This window comes from Marinobacter halodurans (assembly GCF_004327985.1).
GTDB classification, from domain to species: Bacteria; Pseudomonadota; Gammaproteobacteria; order Pseudomonadales; family Oleiphilaceae; genus Marinobacter_A; species Marinobacter_A halodurans.
On sequence record NZ_SJDL01000011.1, the window covers coordinates 26,424 to 52,168 of the forward strand.

Annotated in this window: 25 protein-coding genes and 1 riboswitch; of the genes, 9 read left to right on the forward strand and 16 right to left on the reverse strand. The window is 63.0% G+C overall.

All coding sequences use genetic code 11. The features are described 5' to 3' along the window. Positions 1-21 precede the first annotated feature (21 nt). The gene (locus EZI54_RS08940; protein WP_131481134.1) at positions 22-795 is read left to right on the forward strand and encodes an SDR family oxidoreductase; all 774 of its coding nucleotides are present in this window, start codon (positions 22-24) and stop codon (positions 793-795) included. 142 nt (positions 796-937) lie between these two features. Here the strand turns inward: EZI54_RS08940 and EZI54_RS08945 are convergent, their stop codons facing one another. Further along, complete coding sequence (locus EZI54_RS08945; protein WP_131481136.1) at positions 938-2,521, reverse strand: flavin-containing monooxygenase; 1,584 nt, start codon at positions 2,519-2,521, stop codon at positions 938-940. A 173-nt stretch (positions 2,522-2,694) separates the two neighbouring features. On the opposite strand from EZI54_RS08945, the gene EZI54_RS08950 reads away from it, so the two are divergent. Beyond that, positions 2,695-3,324, forward strand: a complete 630-nt coding sequence (locus tag EZI54_RS08950) for a TetR family transcriptional regulator (protein ID WP_131481138.1) — start codon at positions 2,695-2,697, stop codon at positions 3,322-3,324. 21 nt (positions 3,325-3,345) lie between these two features. Here EZI54_RS08950 and bamE read toward each other — a convergent pair whose 3' ends face one another. After that, positions 3,346-3,657 (reverse strand): outer membrane protein assembly factor BamE domain-containing protein, encoded by a 312-nt coding sequence (bamE, locus tag EZI54_RS08955; RefSeq protein WP_131481139.1) that lies wholly within the window; start codon positions 3,655-3,657, stop codon positions 3,346-3,348. A gap of 99 nt (positions 3,658-3,756) precedes the next feature. Further along, on the reverse strand, positions 3,757-4,869 hold the full coding sequence (locus EZI54_RS08960; protein ID WP_131481141.1) for an NADH:flavin oxidoreductase: 1,113 nt from the start codon (positions 4,867-4,869) through the stop codon (positions 3,757-3,759). Between the two features lie 114 nt (positions 4,870-4,983). Between EZI54_RS08960 and EZI54_RS08965 the strand changes: the two genes are divergently transcribed. Then, positions 4,984-5,445 carry a winged helix-turn-helix transcriptional regulator gene (locus EZI54_RS08965; protein WP_131481143.1) on the forward strand — a complete coding sequence of 154 codons (462 nt, stop codon included), beginning with the start codon at positions 4,984-4,986 and terminating at the stop codon, positions 5,443-5,445. Positions 5,446-5,560: 115 nt separating this feature from the next. Here the strand turns inward: EZI54_RS08965 and EZI54_RS08970 are convergent, their stop codons facing one another. Beyond that, positions 5,561-6,859, reverse strand: a complete 1,299-nt coding sequence (locus EZI54_RS08970) for a DEAD/DEAH box helicase (RefSeq protein ID WP_131481145.1) — start codon at positions 6,857-6,859, stop codon at positions 5,561-5,563. Positions 6,860-7,121: 262 nt separating this feature from the next. Continuing rightward, entirely contained in the window at positions 7,122-7,736 is a 615-nt protein-coding gene (locus tag EZI54_RS08975; RefSeq protein WP_131481147.1) for a LysE family translocator, read from the reverse strand. A 124-nt stretch (positions 7,737-7,860) separates the two neighbouring features. On the opposite strand from EZI54_RS08975, the gene EZI54_RS08980 reads away from it, so the two are divergent. The 5 genes from EZI54_RS08980 to EZI54_RS09000 all read left to right on the forward strand — a co-directional run bounded on the left by EZI54_RS08980 (position 7,861) and on the right by EZI54_RS09000 (position 11,328). Continuing rightward, the gene (locus tag EZI54_RS08980; RefSeq protein ID WP_131481148.1) at positions 7,861-8,469 is read left to right on the forward strand and encodes a GNAT family N-acetyltransferase; all 609 of its coding nucleotides are present in this window, start codon (positions 7,861-7,863) and stop codon (positions 8,467-8,469) included. 17 nt (positions 8,470-8,486) lie between these two features. Further along, on the forward strand, positions 8,487-9,197 hold the full coding sequence (locus tag EZI54_RS08985; protein WP_131481150.1) for a hypothetical protein: 711 nt from the start codon (positions 8,487-8,489) through the stop codon (positions 9,195-9,197). Positions 9,198-9,255: 58 nt separating this feature from the next. Next, positions 9,256-9,966 carry a DUF3047 domain-containing protein gene (locus tag EZI54_RS08990; RefSeq protein ID WP_131481152.1) on the forward strand — a complete coding sequence of 237 codons (711 nt, stop codon included), beginning with the start codon at positions 9,256-9,258 and terminating at the stop codon, positions 9,964-9,966. 139 nt (positions 9,967-10,105) lie between these two features. After that, a complete protein-coding gene (locus tag EZI54_RS08995; RefSeq protein WP_242674401.1) occupies positions 10,106-11,032 on the forward strand; it encodes an esterase/lipase family protein in 927 nt (308 codons plus the stop codon). Beyond that, positions 11,029-11,328 carry a hypothetical protein gene (locus EZI54_RS09000; RefSeq protein ID WP_131481154.1) on the forward strand — a complete coding sequence of 100 codons (300 nt, stop codon included), beginning with the start codon at positions 11,029-11,031 and terminating at the stop codon, positions 11,326-11,328. Before EZI54_RS08995 ends, EZI54_RS09000 begins: the two co-directional genes overlap by 4 nt. Here the strand turns inward: EZI54_RS09000 and EZI54_RS09005 are convergent. The 3 genes from EZI54_RS09005 to nhaB all read right to left on the reverse strand — a co-directional run bounded on the left by EZI54_RS09005 (position 11,315) and on the right by nhaB (position 15,336). Next, the gene (locus EZI54_RS09005) at positions 11,315-12,166 is read right to left on the reverse strand and encodes a universal stress protein (protein ID WP_131481156.1); all 852 of its coding nucleotides are present in this window, start codon (positions 12,164-12,166) and stop codon (positions 11,315-11,317) included. The two genes, EZI54_RS09000 and EZI54_RS09005, sit on opposite strands and share 14 nt — an antisense overlap. Positions 12,167-12,239: 73 nt before the next feature. Then, positions 12,240-13,727 (reverse strand): SulP family inorganic anion transporter, encoded by a 1,488-nt coding sequence (locus tag EZI54_RS09010; protein WP_131481158.1) that lies wholly within the window; start codon positions 13,725-13,727, stop codon positions 12,240-12,242. A gap of 103 nt (positions 13,728-13,830) precedes the next feature. Next, positions 13,831-15,336: a sodium/proton antiporter NhaB gene (nhaB, locus tag EZI54_RS09015; protein ID WP_131481160.1), complete on the reverse strand. Its 1,506-nt coding sequence runs from the start codon at positions 15,334-15,336 to the stop codon at positions 13,831-13,833. Positions 15,337-15,629: 293 nt separating this feature from the next. Between nhaB and EZI54_RS24415 the strand changes: the two genes are divergently transcribed. Then, on the forward strand, positions 15,630-15,797 hold the full coding sequence (locus EZI54_RS24415) for a hypothetical protein (RefSeq protein ID WP_165495724.1): 168 nt from the start codon (positions 15,630-15,632) through the stop codon (positions 15,795-15,797). 7 nt (positions 15,798-15,804) lie between these two features. On the opposite strand, the gene EZI54_RS09020 is transcribed toward EZI54_RS24415, so the two are convergent. The 8 genes from EZI54_RS09020 to EZI54_RS09055 all read right to left on the reverse strand — a co-directional run bounded on the left by EZI54_RS09020 (position 15,805) and on the right by EZI54_RS09055 (position 25,741). Next, positions 15,805-17,049 carry a D-amino acid dehydrogenase gene (locus EZI54_RS09020; RefSeq protein ID WP_131481162.1) on the reverse strand — a complete coding sequence of 415 codons (1,245 nt, stop codon included), beginning with the start codon at positions 17,047-17,049 and terminating at the stop codon, positions 15,805-15,807. Between the two features lie 169 nt (positions 17,050-17,218). Then, a riboswitch (glycine riboswitch) is annotated at positions 17,219-17,313 on the reverse strand. Between the two features lie 92 nt (positions 17,314-17,405). Next, positions 17,406-19,238 (reverse strand): glutamine--fructose-6-phosphate transaminase (isomerizing), encoded by a 1,833-nt coding sequence (gene glmS, locus EZI54_RS09025; RefSeq protein ID WP_131481164.1) that lies wholly within the window; start codon positions 19,236-19,238, stop codon positions 17,406-17,408. A gap of 24 nt (positions 19,239-19,262) precedes the next feature. Continuing rightward, positions 19,263-20,630, reverse strand: coding sequence for a bifunctional UDP-N-acetylglucosamine diphosphorylase/glucosamine-1-phosphate N-acetyltransferase GlmU (gene glmU / locus EZI54_RS09030; RefSeq protein ID WP_131481167.1), 1,368 nt, complete (start codon positions 20,628-20,630; stop codon positions 19,263-19,265). 153 nt (positions 20,631-20,783) lie between these two features. Further along, positions 20,784-21,203 carry a F0F1 ATP synthase subunit epsilon gene (locus tag EZI54_RS09035; protein WP_131481169.1) on the reverse strand — a complete coding sequence of 140 codons (420 nt, stop codon included), beginning with the start codon at positions 21,201-21,203 and terminating at the stop codon, positions 20,784-20,786. A gap of 40 nt (positions 21,204-21,243) precedes the next feature. Continuing rightward, positions 21,244-22,635, reverse strand: a complete 1,392-nt coding sequence (atpD, locus tag EZI54_RS09040; protein WP_131481171.1) for a F0F1 ATP synthase subunit beta — start codon at positions 22,633-22,635, stop codon at positions 21,244-21,246. Positions 22,636-22,689: 54 nt separating this feature from the next. Continuing rightward, on the reverse strand, positions 22,690-23,556 hold the full coding sequence (atpG, locus tag EZI54_RS09045; protein WP_131481174.1) for a F0F1 ATP synthase subunit gamma: 867 nt from the start codon (positions 23,554-23,556) through the stop codon (positions 22,690-22,692). Positions 23,557-23,631: 75 nt separating this feature from the next. After that, a complete protein-coding gene (atpA, locus tag EZI54_RS09050) occupies positions 23,632-25,176 on the reverse strand; it encodes a F0F1 ATP synthase subunit alpha (protein ID WP_131481176.1) in 1,545 nt (514 codons plus the stop codon). 28 nt (positions 25,177-25,204) lie between these two features. Further along, positions 25,205-25,741 carry a F0F1 ATP synthase subunit delta gene (locus EZI54_RS09055; RefSeq protein ID WP_131481178.1) on the reverse strand — a complete coding sequence of 179 codons (537 nt, stop codon included), beginning with the start codon at positions 25,739-25,741 and terminating at the stop codon, positions 25,205-25,207. Positions 25,742-25,745: the final 4 nt, after the last annotated feature.

Genomic DNA, 25,745 nt, shown 5'->3' on the forward strand with positions numbered 1-25,745 from the left:
TCCAACCATAAGGGGAAGTGAGTGAGCGTTAAACAACTCTTCGACCTGAGCGGCAAGGTGGCCCTGATCACCGGCGGTTCCCGGGGTCTGGGTCTGCAGATGGCCGAAGCACTGGGCGAGATGGGGGCCAAGGTCGCCCTCACCGCCCGCAAGCAGCATGAACTGGATGACGCGGAAGCGCACCTCAAACAACAGGGCGTCGAGGTGATGACCCTGGCGGCGGACATGTCCGACCTGGAAGGCATTCCGGCGGTTGTGGATAAAATCGTCGCCGGACTGGGCGACATCGACATCCTTGTGAATAACGCCGGCGCCACCTGGGGCGCACCCGCCGAGGATTACCCAGCCGAGGGCTGGATGAAGGTGATGAACCTCAACGTCAACGCGGTCTTCTTCCTGACCCAGACGGTGGCCAAGAAGTGCTTCATCCCGCGCCACACCGGCAAGGTCATCAACATCGCCTCCATCGCTGGCCTGTCCGGCAACCCGGAAGCCATGAAGACCATCGCCTACAACACCAGCAAAGGCGCCGTGGTGAACTTCACCCGGGCGCTGGCCGCGGAATGGGGCCACCACAACATCAACGTGAACGCCCTGTGCCCGGGCTTCTTCCCATCCAAGATGTCCCAGGGCCTGCTGGACGCCCAGGGCGACACCATGCTGGACCGCATTCCGCTGAACCGGTTTGGCGGTGAGGAAGACCTGAAAGGCGCCGCGGTGCTGATGGCTTCCGAGGCCGGCCGGCATATTACCGGGCAGTGTCTGGCGGTAGATGGCGGGACGTTGGTGTCCTGAGTTCAGCCTCACCCCCCAGACAATGTAGCCGACGCTTCAGCTTCGGAGGGCCCGGCAGGGCCCCGGGGTTATTCGGCGAGCCTGCGGCCCGCTCGGAAGCTGAAGCGTCCGCTACATTTTCCCTGTCAGGCCGAAGCCCGCCTCAGGCCGGCACGGCCTCCCCGGCCACTTCCCGCAATGACGCCGATGTCTCACACACATACTGCTGCGCGTCGAACCGGTTCGTCTGCTGCCGGAAGGCCCAGGTAAAGCTCGGCCACAGGGTGGTGTTCTTGCCGTTCTCGTTCACGTACCAGCTGTTGCAGCCGCTGTCCCAGACGGAACCGTCGGACTTCGCCTGCAACATGGCGTTGTAGTCCGCCTGCACGCCTTCCTTCACATCGACCGCTTCCCAGCCCTGCTGGCGCATCTGGGCCAGGGCATCCATCACGTACTGGATCTGGGATTCGATCATGTAGACCATCGAACTGTGCCCCAGCCCGGTGTTGGGGCCCACCAGTATGAAGAAGTTGGGGAAGCCGTGCACGGTGGTTCCCTTGTAGGCTTCGGCACCATCGCGCCAGGCGTCCAGCAGGTCGCGGTTGCCGCGGCCGAAGATCATGCCGTGGGGAATCGGATCCTGGGCCCTGAAACCGGTGCCGAAGATGATGGCATCCACTTCCCGCTCGACGCCGTTTTTATCCACAACCCCGCCGGCCGTGACTTCCTGGATACCATCGGTGCGCACATCCACGTGGTCCTGTGCCAGTGCTGGGTAGTAGTTGTTGGACAGCAGGATGCGCTTGCAGCCAATGGTGTAGTCCGGCGTCACCTTCCTGCGCAGGGTCCTGTCGGGGATCTGCTTGCGGATATGGCGACGGGCTTCCAGCTCGGCCACCTTCATCAGGCGCGGGTTGAGCGCCAGTGCCAACACGCGGGATTCGAGCTGCCAGTAGATGGCGTTGCGCAGCGCCGACTGGGCCGCCGGCACCCGGCGGAACAGGGCCTGCTCCCAGCCCTTCATGGGGCGATCCGGCTTGGGCATAACCCACGGCGGCGTACGCTGGTACAGATCCACGCGGGCCGCTTCCTTCGCCACCTCCGGCACAAACTGGATGGCGCTGGCACCGGTGCCGATCACAGCCACGCGCTTGCCTTTCAGGTCGTACCCGTGGTCCCAGTCCTGGGAATGGAACATCTTGCCCCTGAACCGGTCCAGGCCCTGTATGTTCGGATAGGCCGGCGTGCTCAGCCCGCCCATGCCGGAGACAAGGATGTTGACCTCCATGGCCTCGAAAGCCGGCAGGTCGGGATCGTTCACGTCCAGGGCATCGCCGGGCTTGAGGTCATGCTTCTGCATGTACGCCCACAGCGCCGGGCTGTCGGCGGTTTCCAGCTTCCAGACATTGCGCTGCTCGTCGTAGTGGGCGGTCGCCAGGTGTGTGTTGAAGCGGATGTGCTTCATCAGCCCGTACTTCTCAGCGCAATGGCGCAGGTAATCGAGGATTTCGCCCTGCTGGGCGTACATCCGCGACCAGTTCGGGTTCTGCTCGAAGGAAAAGGAATACAGCGCTGACTGGACGTCGCAGGCGCAACCCGGATAGTGGTTGTCGCGCCAGGTGCCCCCGACGTCGCTGCCCTGCTCCAGGATCACGAAATCCTCGTAGCCGGCTTCCTTCAGCTTGATGCCCATGCCCAGCCCGGCAAAGCCGGTGCCGATGATTGCAATCGGGGTCTTGTCAGTCATAACCACCACACCTCGTTGTCGCTCGTGCGCGTCCTGTTGTCAGCGATCGCTCGTGAGTAGACACCTGTCTACCCGAGCCAGTAGACAGATGTATACACCCCCATGTAGACGACTGTATACTTTTGCGGATCGAAAACCAGGCGTTTGGCCCATAGCGACAAGAAGGCGTCCTGATGAGCGTGATGACCGGAGGAAAACTGAAGCTGGTGCAGGCAGCCCTGCGGCTGATTACCGAAAGCCGCAGCCTGACGTCACTGGGTCTGCGCGAACTGGCGCGGGAGGCGGGGCTGAATCCCAACACCTTCTACCGGCATTTCCGCAACCTCGATGAGTTCGGCCTGCAGGTGCTGGGGTACATCGCCGAAGAGATGAAAACCGGCGTACGGGAACTGCGCCGGATGGCGGAGAGTTCCGACCAGGCGTCCCGGGAGACGGTCGCCTTCGTCTATCACTACTTTCTGAACAACGCCGCGGCGACCACGGTGGCGGTGCGCGAACTGCACGGCCCGTCACCGGTGCTGCGCCGGGCCCTGGAGAACCAGTTGGACGCCAGCGCCCGGGAGATGGCCGAGGACATCATCGAGCGCCGCCTGGTGCCCGGCGTCGACGACGCCACGGTCCACGAGATCTCCCACATGACGATCCGCTACATCCTGTTCCGGGCCATGGACTACATCGAAAAGCCCGATCAGCGCGACCGCATCCAGCTTGAGACCGAACACTTCATCAACCGTCAGTTCCGCGGCGCGCTGGTGGAATCCCTGCCACCCGAGACCATCGCCCGCTGGGCCAGTAAAAACTGACCCAGAAGAGATAGTGGGTGTTTACTTCTTGGTCGTGTTGTAAACGTAGGAATCGACCGTATCGTCGGCGTTGAAGCGCACCACCAGGTCGGTGGTCTGGGCGTCGCTGAAGGCGGACCAGCGATACTTGCCGTAGGTCCAGGTGGACTTGCCGTCCTCGATCCCGGTGCGCCAGGGCTCACCAAACATCTGCCGGATGTCGGCGCGGGTGGTCTGGTCGATGCGGATCTGGTCGACGTTCTCGGTGGGGAAATCGTGGCCGACCGTGGCACAGCCGGCAGTGAGCGCCGTGGCAATGACCACGGCGCCGAAGAGCGGTTTCATTCCTGGCATCACGTCACTCCGTCAATGGATGATGTCTCCATCATACGCAACAATGTGACGCGTGCGATTACGGACCGGTAAGCCGGCCCACAATCGCTTTGACCGCAATCAGTACAGCTTGGCCAGGGACTTCCTGGCGAACGGCTCGACATCGCCGATGCGGCCTTCCTTCACCTTCACCAGCCACTCCGGATCCTGCAACAGGGCGCGACCCACGGCGATCAGCTCGAACTCGTGGTTATTCATGCGCTCGACCAGCTCGTCGATGCCGGACTGCTCCACCGCTTCCTTCTTGGACGCGAAAGTGCCGCTGATGAAGTCTTCGGTCAGGCCGACGCTGCCCACGGACATGGTGGGCTTGCCGGAAAGCTTCCGGGTCCAGCCGGCCAGGTTGAGGTTGGAGCCCTCGAATTCCGGCTCCCAGAAGCGGCGGGTGGACGCGTGGAAGATATCCACACCGGCGTCCGCCAGCGGCTTGAGGAAGGCTTCCAGCTCTTCCGGTGTTCGGGCCAGCTTGGCGTCGTAGTCCTGCATCTTCCACTGGGAGAAACGCAGCATGATGGGATAGTCCGGGCCGACCCGGTGGCGCACCGCCTCGATGATCTCGACGGCAAAGCGCAAGCGGTTGGCCAGGCTGCCGCCGTACTCGTCGTCCCGCTGGTTGGTGCCTTCCCAGAAGAACTGGTCGATCAGGTAGCCGTGGGCGCCGTGGATCTCGACACCGTCAAAGCCCAGCGCCTTGGCGTCCTGGGCGGCATCGGCAAAGGCGTTGACCACGTCGGCGATATCCTCTTTGGTCATGGCCTTGCCGTTGGGTTTGCCCGGCGCGTACAGGCCCGACGGGCTGTAGCCCGGCACAGACGGATCCGGCTCCATGCCTTGCTTGCGCACCGCGCCCACGTGCCACAGCTGCGGAAAGATCGACCCGCCGGCTTCGTGGACGGCATCAACGACCTTCTTCCAGCCCGCCAGGGATTCGGTGCCGTGGAACGCCGGTACGTTTTCATACCCGTTGGCGGCCGGGTGGTTCACGGTGGTGCCTTCGGTGATCAGCAGGCCCACACCGCCCTCGGCTCGGCGGCGGTAGTAATCCACCACGTTGTCGCCGGGCACGTTGCCGGGCGAGAAGTTGCGGGTCATCGGTGCCATGGCGACGCGATTGCGCAGTTTCAGGTTGTGGAGTTCGAAGGGATCGAACAGCGGACCCAGATTCATGGTCATGGCAGTAGCCTCCTGAGGAATGGGGAGCCGGATGACGGTCGGCAAATTTGGTTTCGTTATGCAACCCTATTTAATCTGGTTTTAAAATGCAACCCTTTTCGGTAGACTCGGATTATGGCCAGAAAACGTTTTGATGATTCCAACTGTTCCGTGGCCCGGGCCCTCAATGAAGTCGGGGACTGGTGGTCACTGCTGATCGTGCTGCAGGCAATGTACGGCACCCGCCGCTTCGTGGACTTCCAGCAGGAGCTGGGCATCGCCCGCAATATCCTCTGTGACCGCCTGGCCCGACTGGTGGACAATGACGTGTTGCGCAAGGTGGAAGTGGGCGAGCATGGCTCGCGGCACGAATACCGGCTGACCGGGAAAGGCCGGGACCTGTTCCCGGTGGTGGTTGCCCTGCGTCAGTGGGGCGACAAGTGGAACCCGGCGCCGAACTGCGACGCTCTGGATCTGCGTGACCGGGCCACCGGCCAGCCGATTCGGGAGATGGCCGTCCAGAGTGCTGACGGCAAGCCGCTGTCGATACGCGACGTGTTCATGCCGGACACCGAAACCCCATCCAAGACCGGTTGATGTGGATATCGATCCGTTGGTCTACAGGGTTGGGCGGGGCTACCGGTTCTGAGCCGGCAGTAAACGGGTCGGCAGTAAACGGAAGGGGCCGACAGATCGTCGGCCCCGGATAAGATCAGGAATGGCTTGCGGAAGCGCTTGCGCCATTGCCGCGTGCAGCGCCTCCGGAACGGCCGCGGCCACCCCGACGGCGCGGACGGTTGTTGCGGGAAGGACTGCTGGCATCGCGCCTGCCACCCTGGCCACCACGCCCCTGGTCGTTCCCGGCTTTGGTGACCAGCGCCACGCTGGGTTCAAAGCCGTCGACCACTTCCCTCGGCAGATCCTGCTTGATCAGCTTCTCGATACCGCTCAGCAGTTTGCCCTCATCGGCACTCACCAGCGAGACGGCATGACCGCTCTCACCCGCCCGGCCGGTACGGCCGATCCGGTGGACGTAATCCTCCGGCACATTGGGCAGCTCGAAGTTGACCACCTGGGGCAACTGCTTGATATCCAGGCCACGTGCGGCGATATCGGTCGCCACCAGCACGCGGATCTCGCCCTGCTTGAAGTGGCTCAGTGCCCGGGTGCGGGCATTCTGGGACTTGTTACCGTGGATCGCCGCGGCGGTGATGCCGTCACGCTCCAGCTTCTGGGACAGGCGGTTGGCGCCGTGCTTGGTCCGGGTAAACACCAGGACCTGCTGCCAGTCGTTGTCATGCACCAGGCGGCTGAGCAGGGCGGTCTTGCGACTCTGGTCCACCGGGTAGATGGTCTGGCGAACCTTTTCTGCCGTGGTGTTACGCGGTGCCACTTCGATCTGGACCGGTTGGTTCAGCAGGCCTTCGGCCAGCTTGCGAATGTCAGCCGAGAAGGTCGCGGAGAACAGCAGGTTCTGGCGCTGCTTCGGCAACAGGGCAAGGATCTTGCGGATATCGCGGATAAAGCCCATGTCGAGCATCCGGTCCGCTTCGTCCAGCACCAGGATATCCAGGGCATCGAAGCGAACCGCACCCTGCTGGTACAGGTCCATCAGACGACCCGGCGTGGCCACCAGCACATCGACACCGTCGCGCAGCTGACGAATCTGCGGATTGATCTTGACGCCGCCGAAAATCACGGCGGATTTCACCGACTGGTAGCGGCCGTAACGGCCCACGCTCTCGCCCACCTGGGCCGCGAGTTCGCGGGTCGGCGCCAGCACCAGGGCGCGTACGCCCTTGCCGCGACGCGGCAGTTCGGCCAGCCGTTGCAGCAACGGCAGTGTGAAGCCGGCGGTCTTGCCGGTACCGGTTTGCGCCGCAGCCATGACATCCCCGCCGGACAGGACGGCCGGAATGGCCTGGGCCTGGATCGGGGACGGTTCTTCGTAACCCTGTTCACGGGTCGCACGCAACAATGCCTCGGACAGGCCGAGTGATTCAAAACTCATAGGTATGATCTCGTGCGATGCGCTGACCGGCCATGGGCGCGTGACGCATCGGATGGACTAAAACGACTGCAGGCACCGCCGGTTTGGCGTGCCGCCCTCTGAAAGGTCGTATAAGTGGGGCCGCGCCGATGGGCGACGGAGTCCTTCGAGGTAGGAATGGGGGAAGCCTAACAGAGTTCCCCGGTAAAAACGACGTTACGGACCTGTGGATTACCGTGACAGGCGTTTTCCGGCACCATCGAAACGGCCCGTCGTCCCGGAATCAGCGCTGGGAGCTGGCCAATACGGCGCCAAAAAACAGGAAGGTCGAACCGGCGGTCCGGTTCATCACGCGTCCGCCCCGCTCCGAGGTCAGCCATCCGCGGATCCGTTTGGCCCCCATCGCATAGCCCAGGTGCACCAGCGCCACGATCACGGCGTAGGTCAGCGTCAGCAGGACGAACTGGGTCTGGAAATCACCGGCCGGGTCAATAAACTGGGGAAAGATCGACAGGAAGAACAGCACCACCTTGGGGTTGCTCAGCTGCAGCACCAGCGCCTCGATAAAACGCCGCCCGAAACGGTCGTCCGCCGCTCCGGTCGCCACCTGTAGGTTCAGGCCCGGCTTGCGCCACAGCCGGATTCCCAGGTACACCAGATAGGCGGCACCCACGTACTTGACCAGCGTGAACGCCGTGGCGGATGTGGCCAGCAACACCCCCAGGCTGGTCGCCGACAGCGCCGACACCACCAGGGCCCCGGCGGCAATTCCCAGGATGCCGCCCAAGGTGCCGCGCCGCCCCAGGCGCAGGGCGTTGGACAGGGTCATGACGACACCGGGCCCAGGACTCAGGGCGGTGGCCGTCGCCATCAGCAGAAACAGCAGGTACAGGTGCACCGGAAACTCCTTGGGCCGGCCAGGTGAAGGCAGGCACTTGTGCCCATTCCCCGGATCGGGAGACACTCATTGTCCACCTTACCGGCAAAGGATGCCAGGATGCCCAACCCAACAGGGAGCAGCGATGACGACAGCATGGCTTGAAGACGTGACCCTCGCCCACCAGACCGCCAGCCTGGTGCCGTTGACCCCCGGACACCGGGACGCCCTGGTGCAGGCCTCCAGCGACGGCCGCCTGTGGGAGCTCTGGTTTACCGGCGCACCCTCGGCGGACACGGTGGACACCTACATTGAACAGGCACTCCAGGACAAGGCCGCGGGCCGTGCCCTGCCTTTCGTGGTGATCGACAATGCCAGCGGCGATGTGATCGGCTCCACCCGATTCTGCAACGCGGAGCCGGAGAGCCGGCGCGTTGAGATCGGCTACACCTGGTACGCCCGACGGGCCCAGCGCACGTCGGTGAACACCGAATGCAAGCAACTGCTGCTGACCCACGCCTTCGAACAGCTGAACGCCATCGCCGTGGAATTCCGCACCCACTGGCACAATGAGGCTTCCCGCCGCGCCATCGCCCGGCTCGGCGCCAAGCAGGACGGCGTACTGCGCAACCACCGCATCGAGCCGGACGGCGCCTACCGGGATACGGTGGTGTTCTCGATCCTGGAAAGCGAGTGGCCCTCGGTGAGGAAGTCCCTGGCCTTCAAACTGGCCCGGCTGCGCGAGCGCAGCTGACATCGGGGCAGGCGGCGATGGCGGCATCCGCTCACGAACGCGGCATCCCGCTCGTCTGTTTGGGCTTCGCGGCCGCCCTGCTGCCGCTGGTCACCCTGCACCTGTGCTGGGCGGTGGCCCTGCTGGAAGGCCAGATTCCCCAGGCGCTGCCCTATTGGGAAGGCGCCACCAGCATCAGCCGTACCGGGCATACCGGCACCGCCTACTTCCTGTTCAAGGCCGGAATGCTGCCCGCGGCGGTGATTGGCGTTCTGTTCTGGGGGCTCAACGGTCTCTGGCTGGAACGGCTCGGTGCCAGGGGCCACGGCCTTCGCTGGCTGCTGTGGCTGGGGCTGATCGCCGGCGTCGCCCTGGCCGCCTACACGGTCGTGTTGGGCCATACCGGTGACAGCTACCGCCTGATCCGCCGCACCGGTGTGGTACTGTACCTGTCGCTGACCTACATTGCCGAACTGCTGGTCAGCGCCCACTTACGTACGGTGCCCGGCGGGGCCGGGAGCGGGCGGCGTCTGTTGAACCTGTGCCAACTGACCCTCGTCGTGGGTATCGGGTCACTGATCATGGACGCGTTGGCGCCGGACCTGCACGAACGCTTCGAGGACGCCTTTGAGTGGTGGATTGCCCTGCTGCTCAACCTGGCGGCGCTGTGGATCGCCGTGCTCTGGCGACGCAGCGGTTTCCGCGGGCGGGGTGTGGTTGGATCACTCGCCAAACCCGAGCGACGATGACATGGACGTTGGCGGGGTAAACCCACACAATGGCAGGAAAACGCGCCGGAGAAGCGCCATGACGATCGTGAGAGGGACCCTACTGGTGGCTGCGCTGGCCCTGGCAGCCGGACCAGCCCCTGCGGACACACTGCAACCGTTTTCCACCATGTCGTCCCTGGACGACGGCTGGGCGCCGCTGGAATTTCCCAGCATCAAAAAGCACTCGCAATACCAGCTGGTCACCGACGACGGGACCCAGGTGATCAGGGCCCAGTCCCAGGGCGGGGCCTCCGGGCTCATCGCCCGAATCCACATTGAGCCGGGCGAAAAACTGACCCTGCACTGGCGCTGGAAGGTGAGCAACATCTACCAGACCGGCAACGCACGGAAGAAGGACGGCGATGACTATCCGGCCCGGATCTACGTGGCCTTTGCCTTCGAGCCGGACAAGGCCGGTTTCTTCGAACGGGTCAAGCGCAAGGCCGCCGAACTCATCTATGGTGAGAAGTTACCCGGCAACGCCCTGAACTACATCTGGGCCAACAAGCTGCCGGTCAACACCGTCATCGCCAACCCCTTCACCGACCGGACCCAGATGATCGCGGTGCGGAGTGGGCCGGAACAGGCCGGGCAGTGGGTGACGGAAACCCAGGACATCGTCGCCGACTATAAACGGGCCTTCGGCGAGGCGCCGCCGCCGATCGTCGGCATTGGCATCATGACCGACGCCGACAATACCGGGGAATCCGCCACCGCCTGGTACGGCGACATCACGCTCGAACGCTGACCTGGCTTTACGCGGCCGGTCCCGGTACCTGTCACCCGGGAAGGCAGCACTTCCCGTTGATTGGGCTGCCGGCGATTTCCGCCCACAGGGCCAATGGTTCCGGGTCCGTGGCGGGCCTAGACTGGTCACGAAACAATCCATGCGAGTCATCGCCATGCCCATGTCCCCGCTTGCCCACTGGCAGCACCAGGCTTCGGCCATCCTCAGCGGTCTGCTGGGCGACTGGCTGGCCCGGCGCGGCAACCCGCTGGCTGTCGACATGCAGTTCTATCGGCATGGCCAGCCCCTGGCCCCGGCGGCACCGACGCTGGACAGCCAGCCGCCCCGGCGCAGCCTGATCCTCCTGATCCACGGCCTGACCGAGCTGGAATCCATCTGGGACTTTCCGGGGCAGCGCGGCACCAACTACGCCACCGCGCTCTGTGAGGGCCTGGGTGGCGAACCGCTCAGCCTGCGCTACAACACCGGCTGCGCCATTCCGGACAATGGCCGGGCGCTGGCCCGGCAGCTGGACGCGCTGGTGGCGGCCTGGCCCGTGCCCGTGGAAAACCTGGTGCTGATCGGGCACAGCATGGGCGGACTGCTGATCCGCAGCGCCTGCCACTACGGGGAAGCCGCCGGTCATGACTGGATACGTGCGGTCGACAGCTGCGTCTACCTGGGCTCGCCCCACGACGGCGCCTGGCTGGCGCGCCTCGCCCAGGGCGGTGCCGGCGTGTTGCAGGCCCTGCCCCGGGATTACCTGAAAGCCATTGGCGATGTGATCGACCTTCGCAGCGTCGGCATCCGCAACCTGAACCAGGGGCAGATCACCGATCGGCCTGGGGAGCAGCCGCCACTGCTGGCCACGGCCCGCCATTACGCGATCTGTGGGCTGCTGGGAAAAGCCAGGGCCAACCCGGCCAACTGGCTGTTCGGCGATGCCCTGGTGCATGAGGACAGCGCCCGCGGAAAACGTCAGCGGAGCTGGCAGTTGACGGATCAGGCCACCTTCGCCGGCGTTGATCACATCCGGCTGGCCCATCATCCGGCGGTACTGGAACAACTGGAGGATTGGTTACAATGAGCGATACGCAGCCCCCCCGGAGCACCGGACTCTGGTGGCGGGGTGTGGCCGACCTGGCCAGTGCCGGCGCGGAGGTGACCGCCCGGCGGCTGGAAGGCGTGCACCTGTCCATTGCCGACGAAACCTTCGACGTGTTGGCCCGCATTCCGGTGACCCGGCCGTTCAGCGAGCCGGTGCGCCGGGTCCACCATGGAATTGCGGCGCTGAGCTACCGCTGTGTGGCTCTGGGCGCGCGGGGACTCAACCAATGGGTTCGGTCCCCCGCGCCCGATGAGACGGGCGCTAACGAAGAATAAGGACCGGCGTCCGGGTGGTGGTCAGCATGCTGGTGGTGGTACTGCCCACCAGGAACTGGCGGATCCGGGAGTGACCATAGGCCCCCATCACCAGCAAGTCTATGTCCTGTTCCGCCTGGTAGGCGTGCAGGGTCGGTTCCACATCACCGGCACGGATCGCCACGTCCACCCTGCAGCCCGCTTTCAGCAGCTTGTCTTTCGCCTCGTCGAGCTGGGCCCGACGGTCGCCGGTGTCCGGCCCGACCATCACCAGGTGCAGCGGAAAGTCCCTGAAGATCGGGCTGTTGGACAGCAGCTCGACGCCTTTCCACGCGGTCTCGCTGGCGTCGAAGGCCAGCATGGCGTTACGCGGCGCACTGAACTCATCCGGCACCAGGAGCAGCGGTCGGTGCAGCGTGCGGATGACGGTTTCCAGTTGGCTGCCGATGTGGACATCCCGGTCGGTACTGCTCTCCCCATGCAGGCCCATCACCAGCAGGCGGGTGTCCTGCTCGATGTCCAGCAGACTCTCGGCCAGATCGCCGTGACGCTGGCGCTGGCGAATCTCCGACACGCCATCCTCGCGTACCCGCGTCTCCGCCGCGTCCAGCATGTGCCGACCCTGCTCCAGCGCCAGCCGGCTGCGTTTCTGGTCCAGCTCGGCCAGTTCTTCCAGCAGGTGTTCCCGGCTTCCCAGGCCGATGCTGCCGGCGAGATCGGGCTCGGTGGGGTAACGGGCATGATCCAGCACGTGGAACAGGGTCAGCGGCGCATCCAGGCGCTGGCTGGCCCAGGCAGCGTAATCACACACTGCCGTGGTGGAGCGGGAGCCATCAATGCAGGCTACAACTTGGGACATGGAACCGCCTCCCCTCGATTTATTATTGGGCTGTCCGTTTGAGCAGTTTGCCCTGATTGCACGGTGGTCGTCATCAGTGCCCCATCAATTGATCCGCCGCCTCGGGCTTGTCATGGATCGCAAAGCGGTCAACGATGGTGGCGCTGGCCTCGTTCAGGCCGATCACTTCCACATCCGCGCCTTCACGGCGGAACTTGATCACCGCCTTGTCCAGCGCCCCGACGGCGGTGATGTCCCAGAAATGGGCACGGCTCAGGTCGATGACCACGTTATCCACAGCTTCCTTGAAGTCGAAGGCCGCCAGGAATTTCTCGGTGGAGCTGAAGAACACCTGGCCAACGACCTTGTAGGTGCGGATCTGGCCGCTGTCGTCCAGCGTCGAGGTGACCACCATGAAGCGGCCGATCTTGTTGGCAAAGAACAGCGAGGCCAGCAGCACGCCGGCCAACACCCCCAGCGCCAGGTTGTGGGTGGCCACCACCACGCAGACGGTCACCAGCATCACCAGGTTGGTGGACAGCGGATGGCGGCGCAGGTTGCGCACCGAATCCCAACTGAAGGTCCCGATGGATACCATGATCATCACCGCCACCAGCGCCGCCATGGGGATTTGCACCAGCCAGTCCTGCAGCACCAGTACCATGAACAGCAGGAACGTGCCCGCCACCAGGGTCGACAGCCGGGTGCGGCCGCCGGATTTCACGTTGATCACCGTCTGGCCGATCATGGCACAGCCGGCCATGCCGCCCAGCAGGCCGGAGAAGATGTTGGCCACGCCCTGGCCCTTGCATTCACGATTGCGGTCGCTGGAGGTGTCGGTGAGGTCGTCCACGATGGTCGCGGTCATCAGCGATTCCAGCAGGCCGACCACGGCCAGGGGCAGGGAGTACGGCAGGATGATCCACAGGGTGTCCAGGTTCAGCGGCACGTCCGGCCACAGGAACACCGGCAGGGTATCGGGCAGATCGCCCATGTCACCCACCGTGCGCACGTCCAGGCCCAGCAGGACGGACACGATGGTCAGCGAGATGATGCACACCAGCGGCGAGGGAATCACCTTGCCCACCCTGGGCACCAGCGGGAACAGGTAAATGATGCCGAGGCCCGCCGCGGTCATCGCATAGACGTGCCAGGTCACATTGGTCAGCTCCGGCAACTGCGCCATGAAGATCAGGATCGCCAGCGCGTTGACGAAACCGGTCACCACCGAGCGCGAGACGAACCGCATCAGCGATCCCAGCCGCAGGAAGCCGAACAGGATCTGAAGGACACCGGTCAGCAGCGTCGCCGCCAGCAGGTATTGCAGGCCGTAGTCTTTCACCAGCGTCACCATCAACAGGGCCATGGCCCCGGTGGCGGCTGAAATCATGCCGGGCCGACCGCCGGCAAAGGCAATCACCACGGCGATACAGAACGAGGCATAAAGCCCCACCCGCGGATCGACACCGGCGATGATGGAGAAGGCAATCGCCTCGGGAATCAGCGCCAGCGCCACCACGATACCGGCGAGGACATCCGCCCGGGTGTTGGAAAACCAGTGCTTCTTGATGGAAGAGAGCATTGAGAAAGACCTTTGAATTCAGCGTTATTGCAGGCCGACAAAAAAACACGGCTCTCGTTCGAGAGCCGTGTCAGTCAACCAATATTTGGGAGCCTCGGGCGCGTCAGACCAGGTACACGACGCACAGCAGGCCCACGCCGCCCAGCACCAGGGTATACGGCAACGCCATCAGCACCATGCGCCCGTAGGACAGTCGCACCAGTGGGGCGATCGCGGACGTCAACAGAAACAGGAAAGCCGCCTGGCCGTTGGGCGTTGCCACACTGGGAAGATTGGTCCCGCTGTTGATGGCGATCGCCAGCTGCTCAAAATGGGGCTGGGAGATATCGCCGGCTTCCAGGGCTTGCTTGATTTCGCTGATGTATACCGTCGCCACGAACACGTTGTCACTGATCATGGACAGCAGGCCGTTGGCGACGAAGAACATGCCCGGCTGCTGGGATACCGGCAAAGCGAGCACGTAGTTTATCACAGGTGTAAACAGGTGCTGCTCGTGGATGACCGCGACCACCGCGAAAAAAACCACCAGCAAGGCGGTGAACGGCAGCGCCTCCTCAAACGCCCGGCCGATCTGGTGCTCCTCGGTAATCCCGGTAAACGCGGTAATCAGGATGATCACCAGCAGGCCGATCAGCCCCACTTCGGCCACATGGAAAGCCAGGCCGAGCACCAGGATCACCGCTGCGACCGCCTGTACCCAGAGCCGGGCCCGATCCGCCGGGGTACGGCGCGCCTGCTCGTTAGCCGCAAACTCCTCCAGCACCTGACGGACCGGTTTGGGCAGTCGGGCGCCGTACCCGAACCAGCGGGTTTTCTCCAGCAACGCGCAGGTCAGCAGCCCCGCCACCAGCACCGGCATGCTGACCGGCGCCATGCGCTGGAAGAACTCGACGAAGTTCCAGCCCACCTCCTTGGCGACCAGCAGGTTCTGGGGCTCTCCGACCATGGTGGCCACGCCGCCCAGCGCGGTGCCGATGGCACCGTGCATCAGCAGGCTGCGCAGGAAGGCGCGGAACACTTCCAGATCCTCACGGTGCAGCTCGACGACGCCGTCATCGGACCCGGTGTTGTGATCGTGGTGGTGATAGCCCTTGCCGGAGGCCACCTTGTGGTAGACGGAAAAGAACCCCACCGCCACGCTGATGATCACCGCGGTCACCGTCAGCGCATCGAGGAACGCCGACAGGAACGCCGCCGCCAGGGAGAACAGGAGACCCAGCAGCACCTTGGACCGCACGCCAATAAGAATATGGGTAAAGGTCACCAGCAGCAGTTCCTTCATGAAGTAGATCCCCGCCACCATGAACATCAGCAGCATGATCACCGGCAGGTTGTGCAGGATCTCCAGGTACACGTCATCGGCGGTCGTCATGCCGATCGCCAGGGCTTCGATGGCCAGCAGGCCGCCCGGCTGGAGCGGATAGCATTTCAGGGCCATGGCCAGGGTAAAGATGAACTCGGCCACCAGAAGCCAGCCGGCCAGGCCCGGTCCCAGCCACCAGAACACCGGTGGGTTGATCACCATAAACAGGAGAATGACCTGCTTGTACCAGGTCGGGGCATTACCCAGGAAATTGGCGCGCAGGCCGGCAAGAAGAGTGGAAGGCATAGGATTATCGTTATGTCGGTGGATTCTTATTACAGGGGGGGAGGTAGGCCGCACTGGCCTGCAACCGATCGCGCATCCCTGCAGTGAACCAACCGGCCTCGTCGCCGGTTATCCCGATAGTAGCAAAGACTGCCTGCCATTCATTGCCCCGAAACGTCCAATTCGGCGAAAAGACGGGAATTTCAGGCCATGATGCCGCGCTTGATGCCAGTCAAATATTAATGATTTTCATTTGTCTTTGTTCGGCATCTGAACCATGCTTGTCAAAGCAGATCAGAGACCGGAGAACGATCATGAGCGAGTGCGTAACCCAGATGGCCGGCACGGCCTCGTCGCTTTGCCAGGCGTGGCGCCGGCTGAAGGCCCAGTCCCGGAGGGAGGGAAAGGCAGCGACGGATACCCTGGCACGGGCCGTCGCGCAACGGCGGGCGTCCGGTCCGGGACGCCCGCCGGCGAGTTAGGGCATGATCAGTGGGCGGCACCCACCGCGTGGACGGTGCCGGCCGTCTCGACGCTGTCCGCCAGCATTTCCGCGGTAATCGCTGACAGCGTCCAGCCCAGGTGGCCGTGACCGGTGTTGTAGAATACCGTCGGCAGGTTGCCCTGGCCCACTTTGGGCATCATGTTCGGCAGCATGGGCCGCAGACCAGCCCAGGGCACCACGCTACGCGTGCTGATACCGGGGAAACACTCTTCCACCCAGCGGGTCAGCGGGCGCACCCGGTCTTCGCGGATGTCCCGGTTGTAGCCGTTGAATTCCGCCGTTCCCGCAACCCGGAAGCGATCATCGCCCAGGCGGCTGGTGACGATCTTGGTTTCATCGTCCAGCAGGCTGACTTCGGGCGCCGACGCCTGGGAATCGGCATCGTCCAGGTGGACGGTGATGGAATAGCCTTTCACCGGGTAGATGTTGACCCGATCCCCCAGCTTGGCGGCCAGGGCCCGGCTGCCGACGCCGGCACAGACCACCACGCCATCGAAGCTCTGCTGGTCCTCGTGCTCTCCGTCGCTGGAGCGGACCCAGGCAGCGTTGACGTCCGCCCCCAAATCCTCCACCGAGTGGCCGTAGCGAGTGGTGACGCCCAGTCGTTCGATCGCCTGCGCCAGGCCGAAAGTGAACTTGTGGATGTCGCCCGTGGCGTCGCTTTCGGTGAAGAACCCGCCGTAATAGTCACCGGCCAGGGTCGGTTCGATGGCGCGCATCTCGTCCGGCGTCACGGCACGGCGCTCCAGCCCGCCGGCGGCCAGCAGCTTGGATACTTCCGCCGCATGGTCGTAGCCGGCCTTGTTGCGATAGATGTGCAGGATGCCGCGTTTCTTCAGGTCGAAGTCAATGCCTTCACTGCGCGCCCAGTCGAACAGGTATTCCCGGGCGGCGATCGCCATGCGGGTCGTTTCGGTGGTGTTGTGAGCGTACTGAGGGATGGCCGCGATGAACTCGGCGAACCAGCTCATCTTGTGCCAGGAGGGCTTGGGATTAACCAGCAGCGGCGCATCGCTGCGCATCATCCACTTCAGGCCCTTGATGATGGTCTGCCAGTTGTTCCAGACCTCGGCATTCGAGGCCGACAACTGACCGCCATTGGCGAAGGAGGTTTCCATCGCCGCATAACGATTCTTCTCGTAAAGGGTCACGTCCAGGCCGCGCTTGGCCAGGGAGTAGGCCGTGGTCACACCCGTGATACCACCGCCAATTACAGCCACTCTTTTCATGAGACTCTCCAGTTTTCCGGCGTCAGAGGTCGCCTTTCAACCTGGCACAGGCTGAAAGCACCCCTTCCGTCACGGAACCTGAGAGATTCACGGGCCGCCATCGTGCAGGCGGCCGCTTGCTCCTTCGGTGTGCCGGGTGACGCAGTCACCGGCAGCTCTTCGGAAAGTTGTCGTGGGGGCGGTCCTTCTGCCTGAGAGTTTCCGGGGCTGTTGCTCCTTCGGCGCCGATTCCCTGCTGGGATCGATCTCTCCCGCCCACACATCGTCTATGCGATCTGCATATGACTTCGTGTTCATAATAGCAAAAAAAGCACCGCCAAAAAACTGCAGATCGGACCAACGACCGAAGCTTTGCCCTATTCCACCGTCACACTCTTGGCCAGGTTGCGCGGCTGGTCCACATCGGTGCCCTTGAGCACGGCCACATGGTAGGACAGCAGCTGCAACGGCACGGTGTAGACGATCGGTGCCGTAATCGGATGCACTTCGGGAATCGACATGACGTGGACATGGTCTTCCTCATGCAGTCCCGATTGCCCGTCGGCAAAGACGAACAGCTCGCCGCCACGGGCCCGGACTTCTTCCAGGTTGGACTTGAGCTTCTCCATCAGCGCGTTGTTGGGCGCCACGGTCACCACCGGCATTTCACTGTCCACCAGCGCCAGCGGGCCGTGTTTCAACTCACCCGCTGGATAGGCCTCGGCGTGGATGTAGGAGATTTCCTTGAGCTTGAGCGCCCCTTCCAGGGCCACCGGGAACATGGCGCCCCGGCCCAGGAACAGGCTGTGGCTCTTGTCCATGAAGGCCCGGCTCAGGCTTTCGATGCGGCCGTCCAGGGACAGGACCTGGTCCACCTGGCGCGGCACCTCGCGCAGTGCCCGGACAATGTCGGCTTCCTTCTCGCTGTCCAGGCCGTTATGCCGGGCCAGCGCCAGGGTGAAGATCAGCAGCGCGGTGAGCTGGGTGGTGAAGGCCTTGGTGGAAGCCACGCCGATTTCCGGCCCCGCCTGGGTCATGATGACCAGGTCGGATTCCCGCACCAGCGAGCTGCCGGGAACGTTGCAGACCGCCAGCGCCGCCCGGAAGCCGGCTTCCTTGGCCTGGCGCAGGGCCGCGAGGGTGTCGGCGGTCTCGCCGGACTGGGAGATGGTCAGGAACAGGGTATCGGGCTGGACCACATGGTGGCGATAGCGGTACTCGGAGGCCACTTCCACCGAGCAGGGAATTCCCGCCAGTTCCTCGATCCAGTAGCGGGCGACCATACCGGCATGGTAGCTGGTGCCGCAGGCGATGATCTGGACATGGCGGATGCCGGCCAGCAGGCTACCGGCCTCGGTGCCCAGCGACTGCTCCAGCACGCGGGAATCGGTTAACCGGCCTTCCATGGTGGCCTGGATCACCCGCGGTTGCTCGTGGATTTCCTTGAGCATGAAGTGGCGATACTCGCCCTTGTCCGCCGAATCGATGGCGTGCTCGAAGCGGGACACGGGGCGCTCCGCGACCTGCTCGTCGGCGTCCCAGATGCGCACGGTATCCCGGCGGATCTCGGCGATATCGCCCTCTTCCAGGAACATGAAACGGTCGGTGACCGGCAGCAGCGCCAACTGGTCGGAGGCGATAAAGTTCTCGCCGATACCCACACCCACCACCAGCGGACTGCCCCGACGGGTGACCACGATACGGTCCGGGTCATCCGCGTGCATCACCGCCAGGGCGAAGGCACCGTGCAGTTCCGCCACCGCGGCCTTGACGGCGGACAGCAGGTCACCGGACTGACGGAAACAGGATTCGATCAGGTGGGCGACGACTTCGGTGTCGGTCTGGGAGCTGAATTCAAACCCTTCATCCTTCAGGCGCTCGCGCAGGGACTGGTAGTTCTCGATGATGCCGTTGTGGACAATCGCCAGGCGTTCACCGGACATGTGCGGATGGGCATTGACCTGGGACGGTACGCCATGGGTGGCCCAACGGGTGTGGGCGATGCCCACCACGCCATGGGGATCGGACTTTTCCAGGGCCTGGGCCAGGGCCTGGACCTTGCCGACCTCACGCTCCCGCTGCAGGGATCCGTCATCGCCGAGGATCGCCATACCGGCCGAGTCGTAGCCGCGGTATTCCAGCCGCCGCAGCCCTTCCAGCAAGATGGCCGGCACATCCCGTTGTGACACCGCACCTACAATTCCGCACATAATCTCGTCCTGTCGTTCCTGGGGTTACTTCTTCTGGGGCCGGGGCCAGTTCTGGATGTTGCGCTGACGGCCACGGGCCACGGCGAGTTCCTCGGCTTCAACGTCCCGGGTAATGGTGGAACCTGCTCCAATGGTGGCATTATCCGCGACCGAGACCGGCGCCACCAGTGCTGTGTTGGAGCCCACGAAAACGCCGTCACCCAGCCGGGTCTGGTGTTTGTTCACCCCATCATAATTGCAGGTGATGGTCCCTGCACCCACGTTAACATTGCGGCCCAGGATGGCGTCGCCCACATAGCTCAGGTGGTTGATCTTCGAACCCTGGCCCACCCGGGCCTTCTTGGTCTCGACGAAGTTGCCTACCTTGGTGCCTTCGGCCAGCTCGGTCCCCGGACGCAGGCGGGCAAACGGGCCGATCTGGGCACCAGCACCCACATCGGCGCCGTCGATGACGGTATTGGCGTCGATGCGCGCGCCGCTGCGGATAACCGCGTCCCGGATAAAGCAGTTGGGTCCAATGTGGACGCCCTCCTCAAGCACCACGCGCCCTTCAAATACGGCGTTCACATCGATCACTACATCCTGGCCAGTCTCCAGCGTCCCGCGGACGTCCAGCCGGGCCGGATCCAGCAGCGTCACGCCGGCCGTCATCAGCCGTTGGGCCTGTTGCGCCTGGTACCAGCGCTCCAGCTCCGCCAGTTGGATGCGATTGTTGATCCCTTGCACTTCATACGCCGTCGCCGGGTGCGCCACGCGTACCGCCACGTCGTTATCCACAGCCATGGCGATCACGTCCGTCAGGTAGTACTCGCCCTGGGCGTTGCTGTTGGACAGGCGCGGCAGCCAGTCCTTCAAGTGGCGGGCCGACAGCCCCATGATGCCGGTATTGACCTCACGGATGCGCAACTGCTCGCTGCTGGCGTCCTTCTGTTCAACGATCGCCTGCACGTTACCACCATGATCCCGCAGGATACGGCCGTAACCGTCCGGGTTCTCAAGTTCGACGGTGAGCAGGCTGATGGCCGCATCGCTGACCTGATCCGCCAGGTGGCCCAGTGTATCGGCGTCGATCAGCGGGACATCCCCATAAAGCACCAGCACCCGGGCATCGTCCGGTATATTCGGCAGGGCCTGGGCGACGGCGTGACCGGTGCCCAGTTGCTCTTCCTGCAACACCCACCGGATATCCCCGGCCGGCGTCGCTTCCCGGACCTGGTCGGCGCCGTGCCCGATAACGGTGTGGATACCGGCCGCTCCCAGGGCGCGGGCCGTGTCGATGACGTGATGCAGCATCGGCTTGCCGGCCACGGCATGCAACACCTTGGGCAGCCGCGATTTCATGCGGGAGCCCTGACCGGCGGCGAGGATGACGACATGAAGGGGATGGGTCATAGTGCAATCGCTTCCTTGGGCGTCGTGGCAGCGGTCCGCCGGCGACGACATTGCGGGTCAGAATAAAAAAGCCGCATCCCTCGATAACGGGCCGGATCGGTCGTTATGTCGGGAGGCGGCTTTCTCGGTTGCCAGTCTGTTAACGCCGGCGGCCTAGCGCTTCTTCCGCAGTTGCTGGATGGTTCTCAGCTTGGCAGCGGCTTCAGCCAGCTCGGTGGCAGCGCGACTGTACTCGAACTCACTGGTCTTGTTCGCCAGAGCTTTCTCGGCTTCACGCTGGGCCTGCTGGGCGGCGGCCTCATCCACGTCCTTCGCGCGGATCGCGGTGTCAGCCAGTAAGGTGATGACCGAAGACTGAACTTCCAGGTAGCCCCCGGACACATAGAGGATTTCCTCTTCACCGCCCTGCTTGATCAGGCGAACCGGACCCGGCTTGAGTGCCGTCAGCAACGGTGCGTGTCCCGGTGCGATACCGAGATCCCCTTCCGAACCGGCGGCAATCAGCAGCTCGACCAGTCCGGAGAAGATCTTCTGTTCAGCACTGACGACATCACAATGTACGGTCATAGCCATTTCTTAGCCTCTTTGATCAGCGGTTCCTCGGAAAAAAGCCTTACTTCTCTTTGGCCTTCATTTCCTTCGCTTTCTCAACGGCTTCTTCAATGGGACCGACCATGTAGAATGCCTGCTCCGGCATGTCGTCATAGTCGCCTTCCAGGATTCCCTTGAAGCTGCTGATGGTTTCCTTCAGCGGCACGTACTTACCGGGTGCGCCGGTGAAGACTTCAGCAACGTGGAACGGCTGGGACAGGAAACGCTCGATCTTACGGGCGCGGGCGACGGTCAGCTTGTCTTCTTCCGACAGTTCGTCCATACCCAGGATCGCGATGATGTCCTTGAGTTCCTTGAAGCGCTGCAGAACGGTCTGTACACCACGGGCCACTTCATAGTGCTCATGGCCGATCACCAGCGGATCCAACTGACGTGACGTGGAGTCCAGCGGGTCGATCGCCGGGTAGATACCCTTGGAGGCGATGTCACGGCTCAGTACCACGGTCGCATCCAGGTGCGAGAAGGTGGTGGCCGGAGACGGGTCGGTCAGGTCATCCGCCGGTACGTAGACCGCCTGGATGGACGTGATGGAACCGGTCTTGGTGGAGGTGATCCGCTCCTGCAGCTGGCCCATCTCTTCAGCCAGGGTCGGCTGGTAACCGACCGCGGACGGCATACGGCCCAGCAGTGCAGACACCTCGGTACCCGCCAGGGTGTAACGGTAGATGTTGTCGACGAACAGCAGGACGTCCCGGCCTTCGTCACGGAACTTCTCGGCCATGGTCAGGCCGGTCAGCGCCACACGCAGACGGTTTCCGGGGGGCTCGTTCATCTGGCCGTAAACCATCGCGACCTTGTCGAGAACATTGGACTCCTTCATTTCGTAGTAGAAGTCGTTACCCTCACGGGTCCGCTCACCGACACCGGCGAAGACCGACAGACCGGAGTGCTCCTTGGCGATGTTGTTGATCAGCTCCATCATGTTGACGGTCTTACCAACACCGGCACCGCCGAAGAGACCAACCTTACCACCCTTGGCGAACGGGCAGATCAGGTCGATGACCTTGATGCCGGTTTCCAGCAGGTCCGCAGAAGCCGACTGGTCGGCGTAGCTCGGTGCCTTCCGGTGAATCGGCATGCGCTCTTCTTCGCCGATATCGCCCGCTTCGTCGATGGGGCGACCCAGGACGTCCATGATACGGCCCAGCGTCGGGGTACCGACCGGTACGGAAATCGGCGCGTTGGTGTTCTCGGCCTTCAGGCCCCGCTTGAGGCCTTCGGTGCTGCCCATGGCAATGGTCCGGACAATGCCGTCACCCAGCTGCTGCTGGACTTCCAGAGTCGTCTCACCACCTTCAAGCAGCAGCGCGTCATACACTTTGGGGACGGAATCGCGCGGAAACTCCACGTCGATAACCGCACCAATGATCTGAACGATGTGTCCGCTACTCATGCTCAGTTCCTCGTTATCTTTAAAGTCAATAAAACCAGTTGGATCGTGGGGTCATCAGACGGAAGCTGCGCCGCTCACGATTTCCGAAATCTCCTGGGTGATCGCGGCCTGACGGGCCTTGTTATAGGCCAGCTGCAGATCGTCAATGATGTTGCCCGCGTTGTCGGTCGCGCTCTTCATGGCAATCATCCGCGCAGCCTGTTCGCAGGCCAGGTTTTCCATCACACCCTGATAAACCTGAGATTCGATATAACGTGTCAGAAGACCATCGAGAATCGGCCGTGCGTCCGGCTCGTAGATGTAATCCCACTGGCTCTTGTTGACATCTTCTTCATCGGGGTCCTTGGGCAAGGGCAGGAGCTGTTCCACCGTCGGACTCTGGGTCATGGTGTTCACAAACTCGTTGCTGACCAGGTACAGACGGTCGATCTTGCCTTCCTGGAACGCATCCAGCATGACCTTGACAGAGCCGATGAGCTTGTCGGCGCTGGGCGTGTCGCCCAACTGGGTCAGTGCGGAAACGACGTTGCCGCCGTAGTTCCGGAAGAAGGAGGCCCCTTTCTGGCCGATGGCGCAAAGATCGGTCTCAACGCCTTTTCCCTTCCATTGCCGCATTTCGCGGACCAGTGTCTTGAACACGTTGATGTTCAGGCCACCGCACAGACCACGGTCCGAGGACACCACGATGTAGGCCACGCGCTTGGCGTCGCGCTCGATCATGAACGGGTGTGTATACTCGGCACTGGCCCTGGCGATATGCCTGATCACCTGCCGCATCTTTTCCGCATACGGGCGAGTCGCCTGCATACGCTCCTGAGCCTTGCGCATCTTGCTCGCCGCCACCATTTCCATGGCGCTGGTGATCTTCTGCGTGCTCTTGATGCTAGAGATCTGGTTACGTATTTCTTTTCCGACGGCCATAACTCACTGCCTTTTCAAGTTAGACACTCGAGCCCGAAACCAACAGAGCCCGCCGGGTAGGCGGGCCGTCTGTCGTTACCAGGTCTGAGTGGTCTTGAATTTCTCGATTGCAGCTTTCAGGCCTGCGGCGATCTCGTCGTTGTAATCGCCTTTCTCGTTGATCTTGGCCAGGAGCTCACCCTGTTCGGTGCGCATCCAGTCCAGCAGGGCCGCTTCAAAAGCCACGACCTTGTCGACATCAACGTCGTCCAGGAAACCTTCGTTCGCTGCGTACAGAACCGTGCCCATCTCAGCCACGGACATCGGGCTGTACTGGTTCTGCTTCATCAGTTCGGTGACACGCTGACCATGCTCGAGCTGCTTGCGGGTCGCGTCGTCCAGGTCAGACGCAAACTGGGCGAAGGCCGCCAGTTCGCGGTACTGAGCCAGGGCCAGACGGATACCGCCACCCAGCTTCTTCATGATCTTGGTCTGGGCCGAACCACCAACCCGCGAAACCGAGATACCTGCGTTCATCGCCGGACGGATACCGGAGTTGAACAGGTTGGTTTCCAGGAAGATCTGACCGTCGGTAATCGAGATCACGTTGGTCGGTACGAATGCAGACACGTCACCGGCCTGGGTTTCGATGATCGGCAACGCGGTCAGGGAACCGGTCTGGCCTTTCACTTCACCGTTGGTCTTCTGCTCCACGTAGTCGGCATTGACGCGGGAAGCCCGCTCCAGCAAACGTGAGTGCAGGTAGAAAACGTCACCCGGGTAGGCTTCACGGCCCGGCGGACGACGCAGCAGCAGGGAAATCTGGCGATAGGCCACCGCCTGCTTGGACAGGTCGTCGAAGACAATCAGGGCGTCTTCACCGCGGTCGCGGAAGTACTCGCCCATGGAGGTACCGGCATACGGTGCCAGGAACTGCATGGCAGCCGGATCGGCCGCACCGGCAGCGACCACGATGGTGTGGTCCATGGCGCCGTGCTCTTCCAGCTTGCGCACGACGGCAGCAATGGAGGACTGCTTCTGGCCAACAGCCACATAGATACACTTGATGCCGCTGTCTTTCTGGTTGATGATCGCGTCGATCGCCACCGCCGTCTTACCGATCTGGCGGTCACCGATGATCAGCTCACGCTGGCCACGGCCGATCGGCACCATGGTGTCGATGGCTTTCAGACCGGTCTGGACCGGCTGGTCAACGGACTGACGGGCGATAACGCCCGGCGCGACCTTCTCGATCGGAGCGGTCAGCTCGGTGTTCAGATCACCGTTGCCGTCGATCGGGTTACCCAGGGCGTCAACAACCCGGCCCAGCAGCTGTTCGCCCACCGGGACTTCCAGGATGCGACCGGTGCAACGCACCTTCTGGCCTTCCGCCAGCCCTTCGTAGTCACCCAGGACAACCGCACCGACCGAGTCACGCTCCAGGTTGAGCGCCATGCCGAAGATGCCGTTGTCGAATTCAATCATCTCGCCGTACATGACGTCGGCAAGACCGTGGATACGCACGATACCGTCGGAAACCGACAGGATGGTGCCTTCGTTACGTGCTTCCGAAGAGATATCGAGCTTTTCGATCCTCTTCTTGATGATGTCACTGATCTCGGATGGATTCAGTTGCTGCATGCCTTTATCCTCAAACCGTTATCTGCAATCAGGAACCTATCGCTTCCGCCAGCTTCTCAAGCCTGCCTCGTACAGAGGCGTCGATGACGACGTCGCCCGCGCGAATCACAACTCCACCAATCAGCGACTTATCAGTAGTGGTAGACAGGTTCACCTTGCGGCCTAACTTGCGGGAGAGTGCTTCCACCAGCTTGGCTTCCTCGTCGTTCGACACGTCGAACGGGGACGCCATCTCAACGTTGACTGAACTCTCCAGCTTAGCCCGCAGTCCTTCAAACAAGGCATTGATTTCCGGCAAGAGGGGCAATCGCTTGTTCTCAGCCAGCAGCGCAATGAAGTTACGCCCCTGCTCAGACAATTTACCCTCGCAGAAATCGGCGAATGCCGATGCTTTTTGCTCGTCCGGAAGGGTCGGGTGCGCCACCAGTAGTTTTACCTGGGGGTCACTCGCCACCGCACTGGCGAAGGCCAGCATCTCCGACCACTCGTCGAGCGTGCCGGTATCCTGGGCAATCGCAAACGCGGCGTTCGCGTAAGGCCGGGCTAGCGTTATCAACTCTGCCATGTCA

What these genes read in the sequence shown, in the direction of transcription:
- EZI54_RS08945 (WP_131481136.1), bottom strand. Translation starts at nt 2,521, where the DNA reads ATGACTGACAAGACCCCGATTGCAATCATCGGCACCGGCTTTGCCGGG.
- EZI54_RS08950 (WP_131481138.1), top strand. Translation starts at nt 2,695, where the DNA reads ATGAGCGTGATGACCGGAGGAAAACTGAAGCTGGTGCAGGCAGCCCTG.
- bamE (WP_131481139.1), bottom strand. Translation starts at nt 3,657, where the DNA reads ATGCCAGGAATGAAACCGCTCTTCGGCGCCGTGGTCATTGCCACGGCG.
- EZI54_RS08960 (WP_131481141.1), bottom strand. Translation starts at nt 4,869, where the DNA reads ATGACCATGAATCTGGGTCCGCTGTTCGATCCCTTCGAACTCCACAAC.
- EZI54_RS08965 (WP_131481143.1), top strand. Translation starts at nt 4,984, where the DNA reads ATGGCCAGAAAACGTTTTGATGATTCCAACTGTTCCGTGGCCCGGGCC.
- EZI54_RS08970 (WP_131481145.1), bottom strand. Translation starts at nt 6,859, where the DNA reads ATGAGTTTTGAATCACTCGGCCTGTCCGAGGCATTGTTGCGTGCGACC.
- EZI54_RS08980 (WP_131481148.1), top strand. Translation starts at nt 7,861, where the DNA reads ATGACGACAGCATGGCTTGAAGACGTGACCCTCGCCCACCAGACCGCC.
- EZI54_RS08985 (WP_131481150.1), top strand. Translation starts at nt 8,487, where the DNA reads ATGGCGGCATCCGCTCACGAACGCGGCATCCCGCTCGTCTGTTTGGGC.
- EZI54_RS08990 (WP_131481152.1), top strand. Translation starts at nt 9,256, where the DNA reads ATGACGATCGTGAGAGGGACCCTACTGGTGGCTGCGCTGGCCCTGGCA.
- EZI54_RS08995 (WP_242674401.1), top strand. Translation starts at nt 10,106, where the DNA reads ATGCGAGTCATCGCCATGCCCATGTCCCCGCTTGCCCACTGGCAGCAC.
- EZI54_RS09000 (WP_131481154.1), top strand. Translation starts at nt 11,029, where the DNA reads ATGAGCGATACGCAGCCCCCCCGGAGCACCGGACTCTGGTGGCGGGGT.
- EZI54_RS09005 (WP_131481156.1), bottom strand. Translation starts at nt 12,166, where the DNA reads ATGTCCCAAGTTGTAGCCTGCATTGATGGCTCCCGCTCCACCACGGCA.
- EZI54_RS09010 (WP_131481158.1), bottom strand. Translation starts at nt 13,727, where the DNA reads ATGCTCTCTTCCATCAAGAAGCACTGGTTTTCCAACACCCGGGCGGAT.
- nhaB (WP_131481160.1), bottom strand. Translation starts at nt 15,336, where the DNA reads ATGCCTTCCACTCTTCTTGCCGGCCTGCGCGCCAATTTCCTGGGTAAT.
- EZI54_RS24415 (WP_165495724.1), top strand. Translation starts at nt 15,630, where the DNA reads ATGAGCGAGTGCGTAACCCAGATGGCCGGCACGGCCTCGTCGCTTTGC.
- EZI54_RS09020 (WP_131481162.1), bottom strand. Translation starts at nt 17,049, where the DNA reads ATGAAAAGAGTGGCTGTAATTGGCGGTGGTATCACGGGTGTGACCACG.
- glmS (WP_131481164.1), bottom strand. Translation starts at nt 19,238, where the DNA reads ATGTGCGGAATTGTAGGTGCGGTGTCACAACGGGATGTGCCGGCCATC.
- glmU (WP_131481167.1), bottom strand. Translation starts at nt 20,630, where the DNA reads ATGACCCATCCCCTTCATGTCGTCATCCTCGCCGCCGGTCAGGGCTCC.
- EZI54_RS09035 (WP_131481169.1), bottom strand. Translation starts at nt 21,203, where the DNA reads ATGGCTATGACCGTACATTGTGATGTCGTCAGTGCTGAACAGAAGATC.
- atpD (WP_131481171.1), bottom strand. Translation starts at nt 22,635, where the DNA reads ATGAGTAGCGGACACATCGTTCAGATCATTGGTGCGGTTATCGACGTG.
- atpG (WP_131481174.1), bottom strand. Translation starts at nt 23,556, where the DNA reads ATGGCCGTCGGAAAAGAAATACGTAACCAGATCTCTAGCATCAAGAGC.
- atpA (WP_131481176.1), bottom strand. Translation starts at nt 25,176, where the DNA reads ATGCAGCAACTGAATCCATCCGAGATCAGTGACATCATCAAGAAGAGG.
- EZI54_RS09055 (WP_131481178.1), bottom strand. Translation starts at nt 25,741, where the DNA reads ATGGCAGAGTTGATAACGCTAGCCCGGCCTTACGCGAACGCCGCGTTT.